This is a genomic window from Duganella sp. BJB1802, from assembly GCF_013369445.1.
GTDB lineage: Bacteria > Pseudomonadota > Gammaproteobacteria > Burkholderiales > Burkholderiaceae_D > Rugamonas > Rugamonas vulcania_A.
Window position 1 is genome coordinate 54,231 of record NZ_JABWEF010000010.1, and the last position, 14,997, is coordinate 69,227.

Annotated in this window: 16 protein-coding genes and 1 pseudogene; 10 read left to right on the forward strand and 7 right to left on the reverse strand. The window is 69.6% G+C overall.

Features of this window, described 5'->3' with window-relative positions:
• The first annotated feature begins 119 nt into the window (after positions 1-119).
• Together HUX88_RS16830 and HUX88_RS16835 are read left to right on the forward strand one after the other, a co-directional pair.
• On the forward strand, positions 120-1,820 hold the full coding sequence (locus HUX88_RS16830; RefSeq protein WP_176362509.1) for a DUF6600 domain-containing protein: 1,701 nt from the start codon (positions 120-122) through the stop codon (positions 1,818-1,820).
• A gap of 9 nt (positions 1,821-1,829) precedes the next feature.
• The gene (locus HUX88_RS16835) at positions 1,830-2,222 is read left to right on the forward strand and encodes a hypothetical protein (protein WP_176362510.1); all 393 of its coding nucleotides are present in this window, start codon (positions 1,830-1,832) and stop codon (positions 2,220-2,222) included.
• Positions 2,223-2,297: 75 nt separating this feature from the next.
• Here HUX88_RS16835 and HUX88_RS16840 read toward each other — a convergent pair whose 3' ends face one another.
• Positions 2,298-3,068: an ABC transporter substrate-binding protein gene (locus HUX88_RS16840; protein WP_229219384.1), complete on the reverse strand. Its 771-nt coding sequence runs from the start codon at positions 3,066-3,068 to the stop codon at positions 2,298-2,300.
• Between the two features lie 176 nt (positions 3,069-3,244).
• Between HUX88_RS16840 and pnuC the strand changes: the two genes are divergently transcribed.
• Positions 3,245-3,838: a nicotinamide riboside transporter PnuC gene (pnuC, locus tag HUX88_RS16845; RefSeq protein ID WP_176362511.1), complete on the forward strand. Its 594-nt coding sequence runs from the start codon at positions 3,245-3,247 to the stop codon at positions 3,836-3,838.
• Between the two features lie 59 nt (positions 3,839-3,897).
• Entirely contained in the window at positions 3,898-5,445 is a 1,548-nt protein-coding gene (locus tag HUX88_RS16850; protein ID WP_176362512.1) for a methyl-accepting chemotaxis protein, read from the forward strand.
• Positions 5,446-5,478: 33 nt separating this feature from the next.
• On the opposite strand, the gene HUX88_RS16855 is transcribed toward HUX88_RS16850, so the two are convergent.
• Positions 5,479-6,276, reverse strand: coding sequence for a response regulator (locus HUX88_RS16855; protein ID WP_117014349.1), 798 nt, complete (start codon positions 6,274-6,276; stop codon positions 5,479-5,481).
• Positions 6,277-6,594: 318 nt separating this feature from the next.
• On the opposite strand from HUX88_RS16855, the gene HUX88_RS16860 reads away from it, so the two are divergent.
• A complete protein-coding gene (locus HUX88_RS16860; RefSeq protein ID WP_117014348.1) occupies positions 6,595-7,089 on the forward strand; it encodes a helix-turn-helix domain-containing protein in 495 nt (164 codons plus the stop codon).
• A gap of 4 nt (positions 7,090-7,093) precedes the next feature.
• Here the strand turns inward: HUX88_RS16860 and HUX88_RS33100 are convergent, their stop codons facing one another.
• The 4 genes from HUX88_RS33100 to HUX88_RS16875 form a co-directional block, all read right to left on the reverse strand.
• Positions 7,094-7,495, reverse strand: coding sequence for an anti-sigma factor (locus tag HUX88_RS33100; RefSeq protein WP_308937131.1), 402 nt, complete (start codon positions 7,493-7,495; stop codon positions 7,094-7,096).
• 112 nt (positions 7,496-7,607) lie between these two features.
• Positions 7,608-7,916 (reverse strand): zf-HC2 domain-containing protein, encoded by a 309-nt coding sequence (locus HUX88_RS33105; RefSeq protein ID WP_308937132.1) that lies wholly within the window; start codon positions 7,914-7,916, stop codon positions 7,608-7,610.
• A complete protein-coding gene (locus HUX88_RS16870; protein WP_117014346.1) occupies positions 7,913-8,416 on the reverse strand; it encodes an RNA polymerase sigma factor in 504 nt (167 codons plus the stop codon). Before HUX88_RS16870 ends, HUX88_RS33105 begins: the two co-directional genes overlap by 4 nt.
• A gap of 9 nt (positions 8,417-8,425) precedes the next feature.
• Positions 8,426-8,791, reverse strand: a complete 366-nt coding sequence (locus HUX88_RS16875; RefSeq protein ID WP_117014345.1) for a hypothetical protein — start codon at positions 8,789-8,791, stop codon at positions 8,426-8,428.
• 130 nt (positions 8,792-8,921) lie between these two features.
• On the opposite strand from HUX88_RS16875, the gene HUX88_RS16880 reads away from it, so the two are divergent.
• Together HUX88_RS16880 and HUX88_RS16885 are read left to right on the forward strand one after the other, a co-directional pair.
• Complete coding sequence (locus HUX88_RS16880) at positions 8,922-9,059, forward strand: hypothetical protein (RefSeq protein WP_176362513.1); 138 nt, start codon at positions 8,922-8,924, stop codon at positions 9,057-9,059.
• Between the two features lie 210 nt (positions 9,060-9,269).
• Positions 9,270-12,122 (forward strand): diguanylate cyclase, encoded by a 2,853-nt coding sequence (locus tag HUX88_RS16885; RefSeq protein WP_176362514.1) that lies wholly within the window; start codon positions 9,270-9,272, stop codon positions 12,120-12,122.
• Here HUX88_RS16885 and HUX88_RS16890 read toward each other — a convergent pair.
• A complete protein-coding gene (locus HUX88_RS16890) occupies positions 12,119-12,577 on the reverse strand; it encodes an OsmC family protein (RefSeq protein ID WP_176362515.1) in 459 nt (152 codons plus the stop codon). The genes HUX88_RS16885 and HUX88_RS16890 overlap by 4 nt on opposite strands.
• 82 nt (positions 12,578-12,659) lie before the next feature.
• Here HUX88_RS16890 and HUX88_RS16895 point away from each other — a divergent pair, with 82 nt between their 5' ends.
• The 3 genes and pseudogenes from HUX88_RS16895 (at position 12,660) to HUX88_RS33115 (ending at position 14,961) form a co-directional block, all read left to right on the forward strand.
• Positions 12,660-13,220 carry a DNA-3-methyladenine glycosylase I gene (locus HUX88_RS16895; RefSeq protein ID WP_176362516.1) on the forward strand — a complete coding sequence of 187 codons (561 nt, stop codon included), beginning with the start codon at positions 12,660-12,662 and terminating at the stop codon, positions 13,218-13,220.
• 80 nt (positions 13,221-13,300) lie between these two features.
• Positions 13,301-14,335 (forward strand): annotated as a pseudogene (mnmC, locus tag HUX88_RS33110) (FAD-dependent 5-carboxymethylaminomethyl-2-thiouridine(34) oxidoreductase MnmC); the annotation flags it as partial.
• 137 nt (positions 14,336-14,472) lie between these two features.
• Positions 14,473-14,961: an FAD-dependent oxidoreductase gene (locus tag HUX88_RS33115; protein ID WP_308937133.1), complete on the forward strand. Its 489-nt coding sequence runs from the start codon at positions 14,473-14,475 to the stop codon at positions 14,959-14,961.
• Positions 14,962-14,997 lie beyond the last annotated feature (36 nt).

The window sequence follows — 14,997 nt, forward strand, 5'->3', positions numbered from 1 at the left end:
TTGCGCAAGACGCCGCCACGAGCGGGCCGGCGTTTTGCGCGCGGATGTGCGGCAGCGAACGGTGGCCGGCGCGCCGTTCGGCTAATTTGGGCTCATCGCTGATTATTCCGAGTCCCATCATGCATATCCGATTTCTGCTGGCGCTGGCCGGCGCCGCCTTGTTCCACAGCGGCGCCGCGCTGGCCGATCCCCCGGCGCGCGTGGCGCGCCTTGCGTATGTCGCCGGTCCCGTGAGTTTTTCCGCCGCCGGCGCCGATGACTGGCAGACGGCCGGCATCAACCGGCCGCTGGTCGCGGGCGACCGCCTGTGGACCGCGGCCGGCGCGCGCGACGAGGTGCAGGCCGGCCCCGCCGCCGTCCGCATGGGTGGCGAGACGCTGGTCACGCTGCTCAACGCCGACGACACCAAGACCCAGTTGCAACTGTCGCAGGGGCGGCTGAACCTGCGCGTGCGCCAGCTGCGTCCCGACGAGGTGCTGGAGGTCGACACGCCCAACCTGGCGTTCAGTATCCGCAAGCCCGGCCACTACCGGCTACAGGTGGACGCCTCCGGCAACGCCACCGAGGTCGCGGTGGTCGACGGCCAGGGCGAGGCGTATGGCGACAACACGTCCTACCTGGTCGATCCCGGCCAGGCGTATCGCTTCACCGGCACCGGCCTGCAGGATTTCAGCGTGAGCCAGCTGCCGCCGGCCGACGATTTCGACCGCTGGGCGGCGCAGCGCGACCGCCGGCTGGAGCATCCGGTGGCGGCGCGCTATGTGTCGAGCGACGTGGTCGGCTACGAGGACCTGGACGACAACGGCGACTGGCGCGACGTGCCGGGCTACGGCAATGTGTGGGTGCCCACGCATGTGGCGTCGGACTGGGCGCCGTATCGCGACGGCCACTGGGCCTGGGTCGACCCGTGGGGCTGGACCTGGGTCGACGATGCACCGTGGGGGTTCGCGGTGTCGCACTACGGCCGCTGGGCGCAGACGCCTGCCGGCTGGGGCTGGGTGCCGGGGCCGGTGGTGCAGCGGCCGGTGTATGCGCCGGCGCTGGTGGTGTTCCTGGGCGCGGCGACGCTGATGGTGGGGCAGCGCGATCCCGGCGTGGCCTGGTTCCCGCTGGGGCCGCGCGAGGTGTACCGGCCGGCGTACCGGGCCAGTCAGGTGTATGTCACCAACATCAACACCAGCAACACGGTCATCAACAAGACGCAGATCACCAACGTCTACAACAACGTCAACATCACCAACGTGCGCTATGTGAACCGGCAGGCCGTGACGGCGGTGCCGGCCAGGGCGTTCGCGCAGGCCCAGCCGGTGCGGCAGAACGTGGCGCGCGTGGCGCCGCAGGCCTTGGCGGCGGCGCCGCTGGCCGCCGCGCCGTCGCTGAAGCCGCAGCGTCCGGCGGCGCTGGGCGGCGGGCAGGGTGGTGCGCGTCCGGCGCCGGCCATCCTGGCGCGGCCGGTGGTGGCGAAGACCGCGCCGGCGGAGGCGGCGGTGCGGTCGATGGCGCCGAAGCCGGCGCAGGGCGTTGCGCAGGCGGCCGCCAATGTCCACATGGTGCGGGCGGCGCGGCCGACGATGCCGATGCCGGCCGCTGCGCAGCAACTGGCGCAGAAGGGCGGGGCGCATGGTCCGGCGGCAGCCGCGCCGGCGTCGACGCCCTTGCCGCTGGCGGCGCGGCCGATGAAACCGGGGGAGATTCCGCCGCAGGCGCTGCTACGCTGGCCAGCGACACCAGCGCAGCCTGCCCACGCTCGGGAGTGCATCCGCCCATCGTGCAACATGCGCAGACGGAATCGCGGCCGCCGCCGGGGCAGCATCCTGTAGCGGAACCGCATGCATCGACGCCGCCGCAGCCTGTGGCGCAAGCGCATCCGCAGGCGGAGGCCCATCCGCAACCGGCGCCGCATATGCAGGCAGAAGCGCGCCCGCAACCAGCGCCGCATCCGCAAGCTGAAGCTCGTCCTCAGCCGGCGCCGCATCAGCAGGCGGAAGGCCGCCCGCAACCGGCACCGCATCCGCAGGCGGAGGCTCGCCCGCAACCGTCGCCGCATTTGCAAGCCGAGGCGCGGCCGCAACCGGCGCCGCATCCACAAGCTGACGCTCGTCCACAGCCCGCGCCGCATCAGCAGGCGGAAGCGCGCCCGCAACCGCCGCCGCATCCGCAAGCCGAGGCGCGGACCGCCCCGCCGCCGCGTGAGCCGCAGCACGGCGCGCAGCATCCGTTAGCCGAGGCGCCGCCGCATCGCGAGGCCGCGCATCACGATCCCAAGCAGGAACCGAAGCGCGAATAGCGGCCCGCGCCTACGAGACGCCGTAACGGCCGCGGATTTCCGCCAGCACGCCTTGCTTCTCCAGCCGCAGGATGGCGGCGTTGAGCAGGTCGAGCTCGGCCTGGGTCGTGCTGTGCTTGTTGAGCATCAGATGCACCGGCGCCCGCATCACGGTGAACGGCAGCGGCGCGATGGCGACGCCCTGTTCCCGCGCCTCGTGGCGCAGGGCGGCGGTGTCGCCGAGGATCAGCTCGGCCCGTCCGGCGTCCAGCATGCGCAAGCCCTGCTCGAAGCTGAGGAAGGTGCTCAGGTGGCCCGATTCCAGCAACCGCGGCTGCACGCGCGCATACGCCGCGCCATACCAGCCCAGCTTGGGCGCCAGCAGCGACAGGTTTTTTCCCGCCAGCGCCTCGACGCTGTGCACCCCGCGGTAGCGCGCCAGGTTGGCGCTGCGGGTGAAGACGCCGACCGATTCGAAGCGGTAGGCCAGGCTGAAGCGCGCGTACTTGCGCCGCTCGGCGGTGTCGGACGCGGCCAGCAGCAGGTCCAGCCCGCCCTGCTCGAACTGGCGCTGGCGGCGCGCGGTCGGCAGCGCCGGCAGCAGCTGCAGCGCGCAGCCGGCCTCCTTGAAGATCGCCTGCGCCAGCTCCAGGTCCAGTCCGGCCGGCGGGCCGTCGGGCCGGGTGTAGACATAGGGCGGCCATTGTTCCAGCGCCATTTTCATCTGGCACGGCGCGGCCTGCGCCTGCAATGCGGACGCGACCATGAACGCCATGACGGGACCGACGCGACGCGCTTGCATGGCGTAACCCTTTCTAGTCTTATGGCTACAATTTGCCAGATGCGGCGGGAATGTCAAGCCCGACCGCCCGCCATCGATGCGGGCGGCGGCATGGCTATTGCGTTCACCGCGTGGCTGGATGAAAATGGGCGCCTTGCCTAACAACCAACCGCCAAGCGCCGGACTGGAACCCTCTGTTGACCTCCTCCCTCGAAATCGCCGCCAACGTCGTGATGACGGTCTCCATCGTCCTGGCCGGGCGCAACAACGTGCATTCGTGGTGGCTGGGCGTGGTGGGCTGCGCGATGTTCGCCGCGCTGTTCTACAACGTCAAGCTGTACGCCGACGTGGCGCTGCAGCTGTTCTTCATCGTCACCTGCTTCATCGGCTGGCTGCGCTGGCTGCGCGGCGACGCCGGCGGCGCGCTGCCGATCAGCCGCGCCAGGCTGGGCGCGCTGGGCTGGATGGTCGGCGTCGGCATCGCGGCCACGCTGGGCTACGGCCTGATGCTGCAGGCCTACACCAACGCCTACGCGCCGTTCATCGATTCGGCGGTGCTGATGTTCAGCATCGTGGCCCAGCTGCTGCTGATGGGGCGGCGCCTCGAGACCTGGCCGTTCTGGCTGCTGGTCAACACCATCTCGGTGCCGCTGTACGCCAGCCGCGGCCTGCACCTGACCGCCCTGCTGTACGCGGCCTACTGGATCAACGCGCTGGTGTCGTGGTTCTTCTGGCGGCGCCAGATGCGCCAGGACGACGCACTAGCCACATTGCGCGCATTGAAAGGGTGACATTCCCGGCCGCCCGACATATGATGATATTTCCATACGGAATGGCCTGAGGAGATACCATGCAATGGTTTTATGATTTAAGAATCGGCAAGAAGCTGATCGTTTCATTTGGCGTGGTGATCGCGCTGACCTGCGCGCTGGGGTTGTTCACGCTCAGCCAGCTCGCCAGGGTCAACCAGGCCTCGACCGACATCGCCACCAACTGGATGCCGGCGGTGCGCTACCTGGGGCAGATGCAGGCCTCGCTGTCGCGCTTCCGCATCTCCGAGGCCACCCACATCCTGCTGGCCGAGGATGCTGAAATGAGCGCCACCGACAAGTCGTTGGCGACCCGCCTGGAAACCTTGCGCAAACAGCAAGCGTCGTACGCGGCGCTGGTGTCCGAGCCGGAGGAGAAGCGCATCTACGCCGAGCTGCAGAAATCGCTGGACGACTACCTGGCCACCAGCGGCAAGCTGACCGCGCTGTCGCGCGAGGGCAAGAAGGACGACGCGCGCGCGCTGTTCCGCGGCGGCTCCAACAAGCTGTTCCGGCAGGTCAACGAGCAGCTCGACGCGCTGGTCAAGATCAACGACGACGGCAGCGCCGCCGCCGACAAGTCGGCCTCCGACACCTATTCGATGTCGCGCAAGATGGTGCTGGGCACGCTGGCGCTGCTGATCGTGGTCAGCGCGGTGCTGGCGACGGTGGTGGCGCGCATCGTCGCCGGGCCGCTGGAGGAGGCGGTGGCCATCGCCCAGCGCGTGGCCGACGGCGACCTGACCGGCCACATCGTCAGCCACGGCAACGACGAGACGGGCCAGCTGATGCAGTCGCTCAAGGCCATGAACGACAGCCTGCTGCGGGTGGTGGGCGAGGTGCGCGGCGGCACCGACACCATCGCCACGGCGTCGGCGGAAATCGCCAGCGGCAACCTGGACCTGTCGGCCCGCACCGAGGGCCAGGCCAGCTCGCTGGAGGAGACCGCGTCGGCGATGGAGGAGCTGACCTCGACCGTGAAGCAGAACGCCGACAACGCGCGCCAGGCCAACCAGCTGGCGCAGTCGGCGTCCGGCACGGCGGCCGACGGCGGCAAGGTGGTGGGCGAGGTGATCGCCACGATGGAATCGATCAGCGCCTCGTCGCGCAAGATCGTCGACATCATTTCCGTCATCGACGGCATCGCCTTCCAGACCAACATCCTGGCGCTGAACGCGGCGGTCGAGGCGGCGCGCGCGGGCGAGCAGGGCCGCGGCTTCGCGGTGGTGGCGTCCGAGGTGCGCAACCTGGCCCAGCGCTCGGCGGCGGCCGCCAAGGAGATCAAGGGCCTGATCGACGATTCGGTGCAGCAGGTGGACAACGGCACGGCGCTGGTGCAGCAGGCCGGCAGCACGATGGAGCAGGTGGTGGCCAGCGTGCGCCGGGTGACCGACGTGGTGGCGGAGATCTCGGCCGCCAGCAGCGAGCAGAGCACCGGCATCGAGGAGGTCAACAAGGCCATCACGCAGATGGACGAGGTGACCCAGCAGAACGCCGCGCTGGTCGAGCAGGCGGCGGCCGCGGCCGGTTCGCTGCAGGACCAGGCCGCCAAGCTGGCCGGCGTGGTGGCGGTGTTCCGCCTGCGCTGACGCGCCCCGCTCCGCCAGGGAACGCCGCCGGCATCAGCCGTGCGGCGTTTTTTTATGCTGGATGGCCTGGCGGAAGGCGCTCGGCGTCACGCCCAGGCGCTCGCGGAAGGCGGTGGCGAAATTGCCGGCGTTGTTAAAGCCGATCATCAGGGCGATGTCCTGCACGTCGATGTCGGTGTCGCGCAGCAGCTCCTCGCCGCGCCGGATGCGCGCCTCGCGGATGTAGGCGAACACGGTCATGCCGGTCTGCTCGCGGAACACCTGCGACAGCTTTTCGCGGTAGGTGCCGACGCTGCGGGCGATGTCGGCCAGGCCGGGCAGCGAGGCCAGGTTGTCGGCGATCAGGCGCTTGGCGGCGTTGACCAGCACCGCGTCGGGGTCGGCCTCGGCCGGACGGCCCTGCGCCGGCGCGGCGGCCGGCGCCGCGCGCTGCCGGTTGGCGCGGCGGGCCAGCTTCAGGTGGACCTGGATGCGCGCCGCCAGCTCGCCCGGCGAAAACGGCTTGGCGACGAAATCCACGCCGCCGATCGACAGGCCCATGATGCGCTCCTCGTCGGCGTCGGCGCCGCTGAGGAAGATGATGGGAATGTCCTCGGTGACGGGGTTGGCCTTGAGCAGGCGGCAGGCGGTGTAGCCGTCCATATTGGGCATGCGGACGTCGAGCAGGATCAGGTCGGGATGCTGGGCCAGCGCCAGCTGGTAGCCTTGCAGGCCGTTGACCGCCACCGACACCTTGTATGGCAGCTCGCTCAGCAGATCGACCAGCATGCGCTGTTCGAACGCGGAGTCGTCCACGATCAAGATGCTCTGTTGTGTGTCGCTGGCAGTCATGGGCTCCCACCTTCGATACCGGGTTGATAACGTTTTATCACGCCTGTGACTATTATGCCTATCTTTTGAAAATTTTTAATAGATTCGACCGCTGGCGAAACACGCTGGTTGGTACTGGATTGGTACGTCCGGCTTGCATGGCTGTTGCATATTCCTCCTATCCGCCAATTTTTTTTAATAGATTTCTACGCAATCAAAACTGTAGTCTCTTGTAGCAAAAGCGCATGTTTCTTGGATAGATAATAATGAATTCAGCCGTGACGCGAAGGCGGTCCGTCCGCCCTGAAGTGCTAACCCTGGAACAGAGGAGTCAAAAAAATGAAACATACCGATTTTGGCCGTATGCCTTGCCCCATCGCCCGCAGCCTGGGAAAAGTGGGGGAGTGGTGGAGTATCCTGATCCTGCGCGACGCGTTCTACGGCCTGTCGCGTTTCGACGAATTCGAGAAGAGCCTGAAGATCGCCCCCAATATGCTGACCCGCCGCCTGGCCGGCCTGGTCGAGGGCGGCCTGATGGAGCGCCGCCAGTACAGCGCCCGTCCGCCGCGCTACGAGTACGTGCTGACCAAGGCCGGCCGCGCCTTCAAGCCGGTGCTGCTGGCCTTCATCGCCTGGGGCAACGACCACCTGGCGCCGGAGGGGGCCAGCCTGCTGGTGGTCAGCCGCGAGACCGGCAAGCCGGCCGACCAGGTGCTGGTCGACGCCAACAGCGGCCTGGCCATCAACGACGAGGACTACATGTTCGCGCCCGGCCCCGCCGCCACCGACGTCATGCGCTCGCGCCTGATCGAGATCAGCAAGCACGCCTCGTAGGCGTTCACAGCGCCGGTTCCAGCTGCGCGTAGACGGCGCTGGCCAAGGTGGCCAGCGCCGCCTTGTCCAGGTTGCCGGACAGGGCGTAGCCGAAGCGCCCGTCGATCCAGTAAAACACCCCCACCTGTCCCTCCTGCGCGAAGCGGAAGCCGGTTTCCTGGTTGTGGGTCTGTTCGGTCGACACATACAGCGTCAGGCGCGCGCCGGCGCCGTCGCGGTACATGAACTGCGCCACCGGCCCGCTCTGGCCGGGCAGCAGCCTGCCTCCCTCCAGCGCATAGCCCAGCGACGCCAGTTGCGGCGGCTTCAATTGCGCCCCCAGCCGTTTCGACAGCCAGGCCACCAGGTGCGCCTGCTGGTCGGCGCCCACTTCGACCGGATGCCGGATTTCCGGCGTGTAGACCACGTGCGCCAGCGCGGCGCGGCGCGGCAGCGCGGCCAGGCTGGCGTTGCCGCCCAGGGCGCCGTCGTCGCCGGCCGCGCCGCGGCGGCCAGCCGGCGCCGCCGGCGGCCACGCGTCAGCGCCAGCATGGCGGCCAGGCGCAAGGGTCGGCGGCCGGTGGGCCGGAGCCCGGGGCCAGCCAGCCGCGCCAGCCGTGGGGTTGCGCGGGCGGCGTCACGCGGGCGGTCATGGCCGGCGGTACAGGCTGCTCCAGCACCGGCCGGTACAGCGCGCGTAAGGCGTCGTCGTGGTCGCGATAGGCTTGCAACCGCGCCGCGTCGGCCGGATGCAGCGCCAGGTGGGCGTCGACCGCGCCGCGCCGTTCGGGCGGCAGGCGGCCGTCGACCCAGGCTTGCAGTTCGGCTTCGGTAACAGGGGAGTTCATTTGACGACCTTCAGCGTGGAGGGCAGGGGCTGGCCCTGCAGGATCAGGCGCAGCCGCTCCCTGCCGCGGGACAGGCGCGACATCACCGTGCCGAGCGGAATATCGAGGGCGGCCGCCACCTCGTCGTAGCGCATCTCTTCCAGCGCCACCATCAGCAGCACCTCGCGCTGCTCCGGCGGCAGCTGTTGCAGCGCCTGGTCCATGTCGCGCAGGGCCAGGCCGTGGGAGGTGGTGTCGGCCATGGCCGGCTGCAGCGCGTCGTCGAGCGGCTCGGTGGCCAGCGACGGCCGGCGCTGCTGGTCCGCGTGCAGATTGTGCATGATGCCGAACAGCCAGGCGCGCATGTCGCCGCCGCGCCGCCAGCTGGCCAGCCTGTCCCAGCCGCGTTCGACCGTGTCCTGCACCAGGTCGTCGGCCTCGGCGCGGCCGCCCAGCAGCGCCCGCGCGTAGCGGCGCAGGCGTGGGATGCAGGCGATCAGGCGGTCGCGTTCGTCTTGCATGGACGGCGCTTAGTCCTTGACCACGTGCCAGATGTCCTTGAAGTTGTCGCCGTTGCGGTCGCCCGGCTTGAGGTCCTTCTTGAACAGGTACAGCGGCTTGCCCTTGTAGGCCAGCTGCTTGGCGCCGTCCTCGCGGGTGATCGCGGAATACGGCGCGGCCACGCTGGCCGCCGGCACCACGGCGGGCCAGTTCTCGCTGCAAGGGCCGTTGCAGGCGCTGGTGCCGCTGCCGGCCGCGTCCTTGTCGAAGGTGTACACGGTCATGCCGGCCGCGTTGACCAGGATGCCGTCTTTTTTCATGACGGAGTCGGCGTGGGCGGCGCCGGCCAGCAGCGCGGCGGCGAGCAGGAGGGACAGGCGGGGGGCGATCTTCATGGCTTGGGTCCTTTACGGTTGGGTTGAACGGCGACGCGAAGCGGCGCTGTCATCGGGTATACGTAAGGTACGACCGGATTATTCCCTCGACCGTAAAATAAATTTTCCGATCAATGAACGGGAGATGGCAATGAAAAAACAACTCATCATTGTCGCCGGCCTGGCCGTGGCGGCCATGTCGCCATCCTACGCCCAAACGTTGAACAAAGGCGACCAGCACAAGACCGCCCTGCAAAAGGCCAGCAAGCACGCGACCACCAAACAGTGAGCGATCGGCGGCGGAACATTTCTCTGGGTTAAAATAATTTCTCTTGGGAACTAAAATCTCTTTGATTTCAGGGACTTAAAAAGGGCTGCCTGGACAGTCCGTAAACTGTGGAATAATGCTGTAACAGCGCCTACATGCGCTAAGGCAATGGCGCCTGCCGCTCCGACCGGGAGCGGGTAGCACACAGTAAAGGGAAGTTATTTGGTGAATATGTTTGCGCACGATGTGGAGCTGGCGCGCTGGCAGGCGGAGTTGTCTGAAGCGCAAGGTTCGTCGCGTCTGCCCCTGTTGTCGGCGCTGGCCTGGCACCTGCGCCAGCGCGACCCGTCGCGTGCGCAAACCCTGGCCGCCGAGCTCACGCCGCTGCTGGCCGCGCTGCCCGACGCCGAGTCCGCCCTGCAGCGCGCCCGCCTGCTGCTGGTCGGCGCCGAGGCCGAATGGCTGAACGGGCGTCTGGACGCCGCCCAGCACCAGGCCGAGCAAGCCCTGCGGCAGCTGGAGCAGGCCGCCGCGCTGCCGGCCAGGGCCAACCGCGTGCGCGCGGACGCCTGCTGGGTGCTGGCCTGGGTCGCCAACGATCGCGGCAACAGCAGCGCCGGCGACCGCTGGCTGGAGCAGGCCGCGCTGGCCGCCCGCGCCGGTGGCGACCCGGTGCGCATCGACGTCATCGACGCCGCCTCCGGCATCTGCGACACCTTCCGCGACTGGAAGGCCGCGCAGGAGCGCTGGAGCGGCCGCTTCGGCACCGACCTGAGCGGCGTGGCGCCGGTCGCGGCCGGCTGGATCAGCGACTTCTTCGGCACCTGCGCCTTCCAGCGCAGCGACTACGGCCGCGCCATCGGCCACCTCATGCTCAGCTACGAAACCGCGCTGGCGACCGGACAGATACGGCGCGCCATCATCGTCGCCACCAACATCGGCAACGGCTTCACCAGCCTGAACGCGCACGAGGCGGCGCTGGACTGGATGCAGCGCGGCCTGGACCTGGCGCGCCCGACCGGCTGGCCGCTGAGCATCGGCATGTGTTTGATGCAGACGGCCGAGACCCTGCGCCAGCTGGGCCAGCGCGAGGCGGCGCAGACGCTGCTGCGCGAGGCGCTCAACACGCTGGCGTCCTTGTCCGGCTCGCGCGCCTACGCGGTGGCGCTGGAATACCAGGGCGACCTGGCGCTGGACCTGGGCAACCACGCGGCCGCGCTGGAGAGCTTCACCCGCCTGGCCTCGCGCGGCGACGCGCTGGGCCAGACCGACTTCCGCAGCAGCGCGCGGCGCGGCCAGGCGCACGCGCTGTCGCACCTGGCGCGGCCCGAGGAGGCGCTGGCCGCCGCGCAGGGCGCGCTGGCGCTGGCGCACGAACACGCCGACGCCTCCAGCCAGATCGCCGCGCTCAACGTGCTGGCCGACATCCACGCGCGCCACCAGCTGCCGCCGCCGGCCGACATGAAGGCGGCCAATCCGGTGCTGCACTACCTGCAGCTGGCGCTGGAGATCGCCGCCACCATCGAGGGCTACACCGTGCCCGGCGCGCTGCTCGACGCCACCGCGCGCGAGTACGCGGCCATCGGCGACCACGCGCGCGCCTACGCGATCGCGCTGCAGGCCAGCGCCGCGCGCGACCAGACCCACAGCCAGCAAGCCACCAACCGCGCCATCGCGATGCAGGTGCAGTATCAGACCGAGCGCGCGCAGACCGAGGGCGAGCATCACCGCCAGCTGGCCGCCGCCGAGGCGCAGCGCGCCGAGGTGCTGCAACAGACCAGCGCCACGCTGGAGCACCTGAGCGCCATCGGCCAGGAGATCACCGCCCACCTGGACGCGGCGGCGGTGTTCCGCGCGCTGGACCGCCACGTGCACGGCCTGCTCGACGCCACGCACTTCTCGGTGTTCCTGCTGGAGCCGGGCGGCGAGTGGCTGGCCTGCGCCTTCGGCGTGGAGGCCGGCAATCCGCTGCCGCCGGTGCGGGTGCCGCTGTCGGACCCCAACGCCAACTCGGCGCGCTGCGTGCGCGAGCGGCGCGAGATCCTGATCGAACTGGGCGAGGCCGATGTCACGCCCAACCTGATCCCCGGCACGTTGCCGACCCTGAGCCTGATCTTCGCGCCGCTGCGCGTGGGCGACCGCGTGCTGGGCGTGATGACGGTGCAGTCGCTGCATGAACGGGCCTACGGCGAGCGCGAACGGCTGATCTTCCGCACGCTGTGCGCCTACGGCGCCATCGCGCTCGACAACGCCAGCGCCTACCGCCAGGTGGCGGCCACGCTCAAGACACTGAGCGCGACCCAGGAGCAGCTGCTGGAGAAGAACCTGGAGCTGGAGCAGGCCTACAAGGCGCTGGAGGAGGTGAGCCTGACCGACCAGCTGACAGGCCTGCGCAACCGCCGCTTCTTCCTGCAGAACGTCGACGCCGACGTGGCCATGAGCCTGCGCGGCTACGACACCTGCCAGCACCGCGAGCTGACCGAGTGCGACCTGCTGGCGCCGAACGACCTGGTGTTCTTCATGGTCGACCTGGACCACTTCAAGGAGGTCAACGACCGTTACGGCCACGCGGCCGGCGATTCGATCCTGGTGCAGATGCAGGAGCGTTTGCGCGAAGTGTTCCGCGAATCGGACTATGTGATCCGCTGGGGTGGCGAGGAGTTCCTGGTGCTGGCGCGCGCCACGCATCGCGACGAGGCCCACGTGGTGGCGGAGCGCATGCGCCGCGCCGTGGCCGACCGCGATTTCCTGCTGCCGGACGGCGCGCGCTTGTCCAAGACCTGCTCGATCGGGTTTGCGTGCTTCCCCTTCCTGCCGGAGCAACCGCGCTTGCTGTCATGGTCGCAGGTGGTGGAGCTGGCCGACCAGGGCCTGTACATCGCCAAGCGCTCCGGCCGCAACGCCTGGGCGGCGCTGTACAGCACCGCGGCCACGCGCCCGGACGGCATCTTCCCGCGCCTGATGCAGCAGCTGGACCAGGCGGTGGCCGATGGCGAGGTGCGGCCGGTCAGCAATCTGACCGGGCCGCTGGTGCTGGGCGGCGAGCGCCGCCGCGTGGGCCTGTCCAGCGACCTCGAAACTTAGGGGACTTCGACCACCACCTCGCAATTGAGCGTATTGGCGATGTAGCACTTGTCGTGCGCCTCGTGGTGGATCGCCTCCAGTTCCTCGGCGCCCGGCGGCGCGGTGCCGGCGAAGGCGATCACCGGCCGCAGCGCGATGCGCGTCATCGCCATTTTTCCGGCGGCGTTCTTGCCCATCTCGCCGACGGCGTGGTCGAGGTAACTGTCGACCGTGTGGCCCCGTTTGGCGGCGATCGACAGGAAGAACAGCATATGGCAGCTGGAGGTGGCGGCCACCAGCGCCTCCTCGGGATCGACGGCGGAGGCGTCCGACATCGGCAGCGGCACCGACAGCGGCGACGACGAGGCGGGCACGGTGGCGCCGCCGTCGAACCGCCATGCGTGGGCGCGGCTGTAGCGCTGTCCCAGGAAGTCTTGCCCGTTGCGCGTCCATTCAATCTTCGCTTCGAATTGCATGCCAAGCTCCATCGAGGTGAGGGGCCTATATGATAGCCCACTGCTTGCTATACTGCTGTCTTCTCCCCGATCTCACTCCGCCATGACCAAGACGCGCTGCAGCTGGGCCAATCCCGCCAACCCTCTCTACCTCGAATACCACGACAAGGAATGGGGCGTGCCTTGCCACGACGAGCGCCGTTTATTCGAGATGCTGAACCTGGAGGGCGCGCAGGCTGGCCTGAGCTGGGAGACGATACTCAACAAGCGCGAGAACTACCGCGCCGCCTTCGACCAGTGGGATGCCGAGAAAATCGCCGCCTACGACGCCGACAAGGTCGCGTCGTTGCTGGCCGATGCCGGCATCGTGCGCAACCGCCTGAAGGTGGCGGCGGCCATCACCAACGCGCAGGCCTACATGCGCCTGCGCGCCAGCGGCACCACGCTGGATCAGTGGCTGTGGGCTTATGTCGGCGGCAAGCCGCTGGACGCCGCCGAGGGGCCGCGTCCGGCCAAGACCGAACTGTCGGACCGCATTTCCAAGGACCTGGCCAAGCTGGGTTTCAAGTTCGTCGGCTCGACCATTATCTACGCCTACATGCAGGGCATCGGCATGGTGAACGACCATGCGCCGGACTGCTTCTGCCGGGCGCGCAAGCGATGACGCGGCGCGTGGTGCTGGACACCGACTTCGGCCACGGCGAACGCTTCATGGCCGAGTGGCGCGCCTTGTCGCCGCAGGGCATGCTGCACTATCTGGCGGTGACGCCGCACGTTCCCAGCGTGGACGCGAGCGCCGACGAGCAGCTGCGCGCCCTGTGGCCGCTGGACGTGCCGGGCTTCCACCGCATCCTGCTCGACGACGGTCGCGTCACGCTGGACCTGCTGGTTGGCGCGCTCGATGCCGTGCTGCCGCAGATCGCCGCGCGGGTCGGCGCCTTCCATGTCGACGCATCGTTCCCCGCATCGCAGGCGCGCGGGCTGGCCAAGCTGGCAGTGCTGGGCGCCACCCTGCGCGCGCGGGCACCGGACGAAGCGCTGGCCTGGGCATTGACGGCGGCGGGCTTCGTTTGCAAAGCCATCGAGGGCACGCAGGACATCGGCGCCGTCTACCAAAGCCGCAAGCCGCAGCCTGCGCCGCCGCCGGAACCGGTGCGCCGCGCGATCGTGATCGGCGCCGGCGTGGCCGGATCGGCGGCCTGCCATCGCCTGTGCGCCGGCGGCTGGGACGTCACGCTGATCGAACGCCACGCGGCGCCGGCGCAGGAGGCGTCCGGCAACGTGGCCGGCATCTTCATGCCGCTGCTGTCGAAGGACGACAACATCCCTACGCGCCTGAGCCGCGCCGCCTACACCTTCGCGCTGCGCGAGTGGCGGCGGCTGGGCGGCGTCGGTCGCGTGTTCGACGGCGCCAGCTGCGGCGTGCTGCAACTGGCGCGCGATGCCGACCATGCGATCGTTCAGCAGGACGTGGTGGCGGCTTGGAACTACCCCGAGGAATACGTGCGCTGGCTGGATGCAGGCGCCGCCGGCGAACTGCTGGGCGGTGCCACGCCGCATGGCGGCTGGCTGTTCGGGCAGGGCGGCTGGGCGCGTCCCGCGTCGCTGTGCGCGGCGATGCTCGATGCCTGCGGTGAGCGTCTGCGGCGCGTGTTCACCACCGAGGCGCTGGAGCTGCGGCGCGTGGACGGCGAATGGCAGGTGCGCGGCGGCGACGGCGCCTTGATCGCGCAGGCGCCCACCGTGGTGCTGGCCAACGGCACCGGCGCGGTCAACATCGCGCAGGCGGCGGAACTGCCGCTGTCCCGCTTGCGCGGCCAGGTCACGCACCTGCCGGTGCGGATGCCGCCCGCGCCGCCGCCGCGCCGGTGCCGTCGATGTCCAATGCTGCCAGCGCCACGCCCGCACCCGCGCCGATGCCGCCGGTGCTGCCGCTGGTGGTCTGCCGCGAGGCCTACGTCACCCCGCCGTCCGGCGGCATCGTCTGCGCCGGCGCCACCTACGACAACGACGACGATCCCGAACTGCGCGCCGACAGCCAGCTGGAAAACCTCACCCGCCTCGCCGAGATCGTGCCCGGCGAGGCCGTCGCCGCGCTGGCCGCCACCGCGCCGCTGGCGGGCCGGGTCGGCTTCCGCTGCGCCGCGCCGGACCGCCTGCCGCTGGCCGGCGCGCTGCCCGACTATCCATCCGCCGGCCGCCTCGAACGCCTGCGCGACGTGCCGCGCCACCCCGGCCTGTATGGCCTGCTGGGCTACGCCTCGCGCGGCTTGATCTGGGCGCCGCTGATGGCCGAACTGCTGGTGTCGCAGCTGGAAAACGCACCGCCGCCGCTGGAGGCCATGCTGGTCGATGCGCTCGATCCCGGCCGCTTCCTGCTCAAACAGCGCCGTCGCAGCCAGTAGCCGGCGCCAGGCGCGCGTTGCGTGCGCGCCAACGCG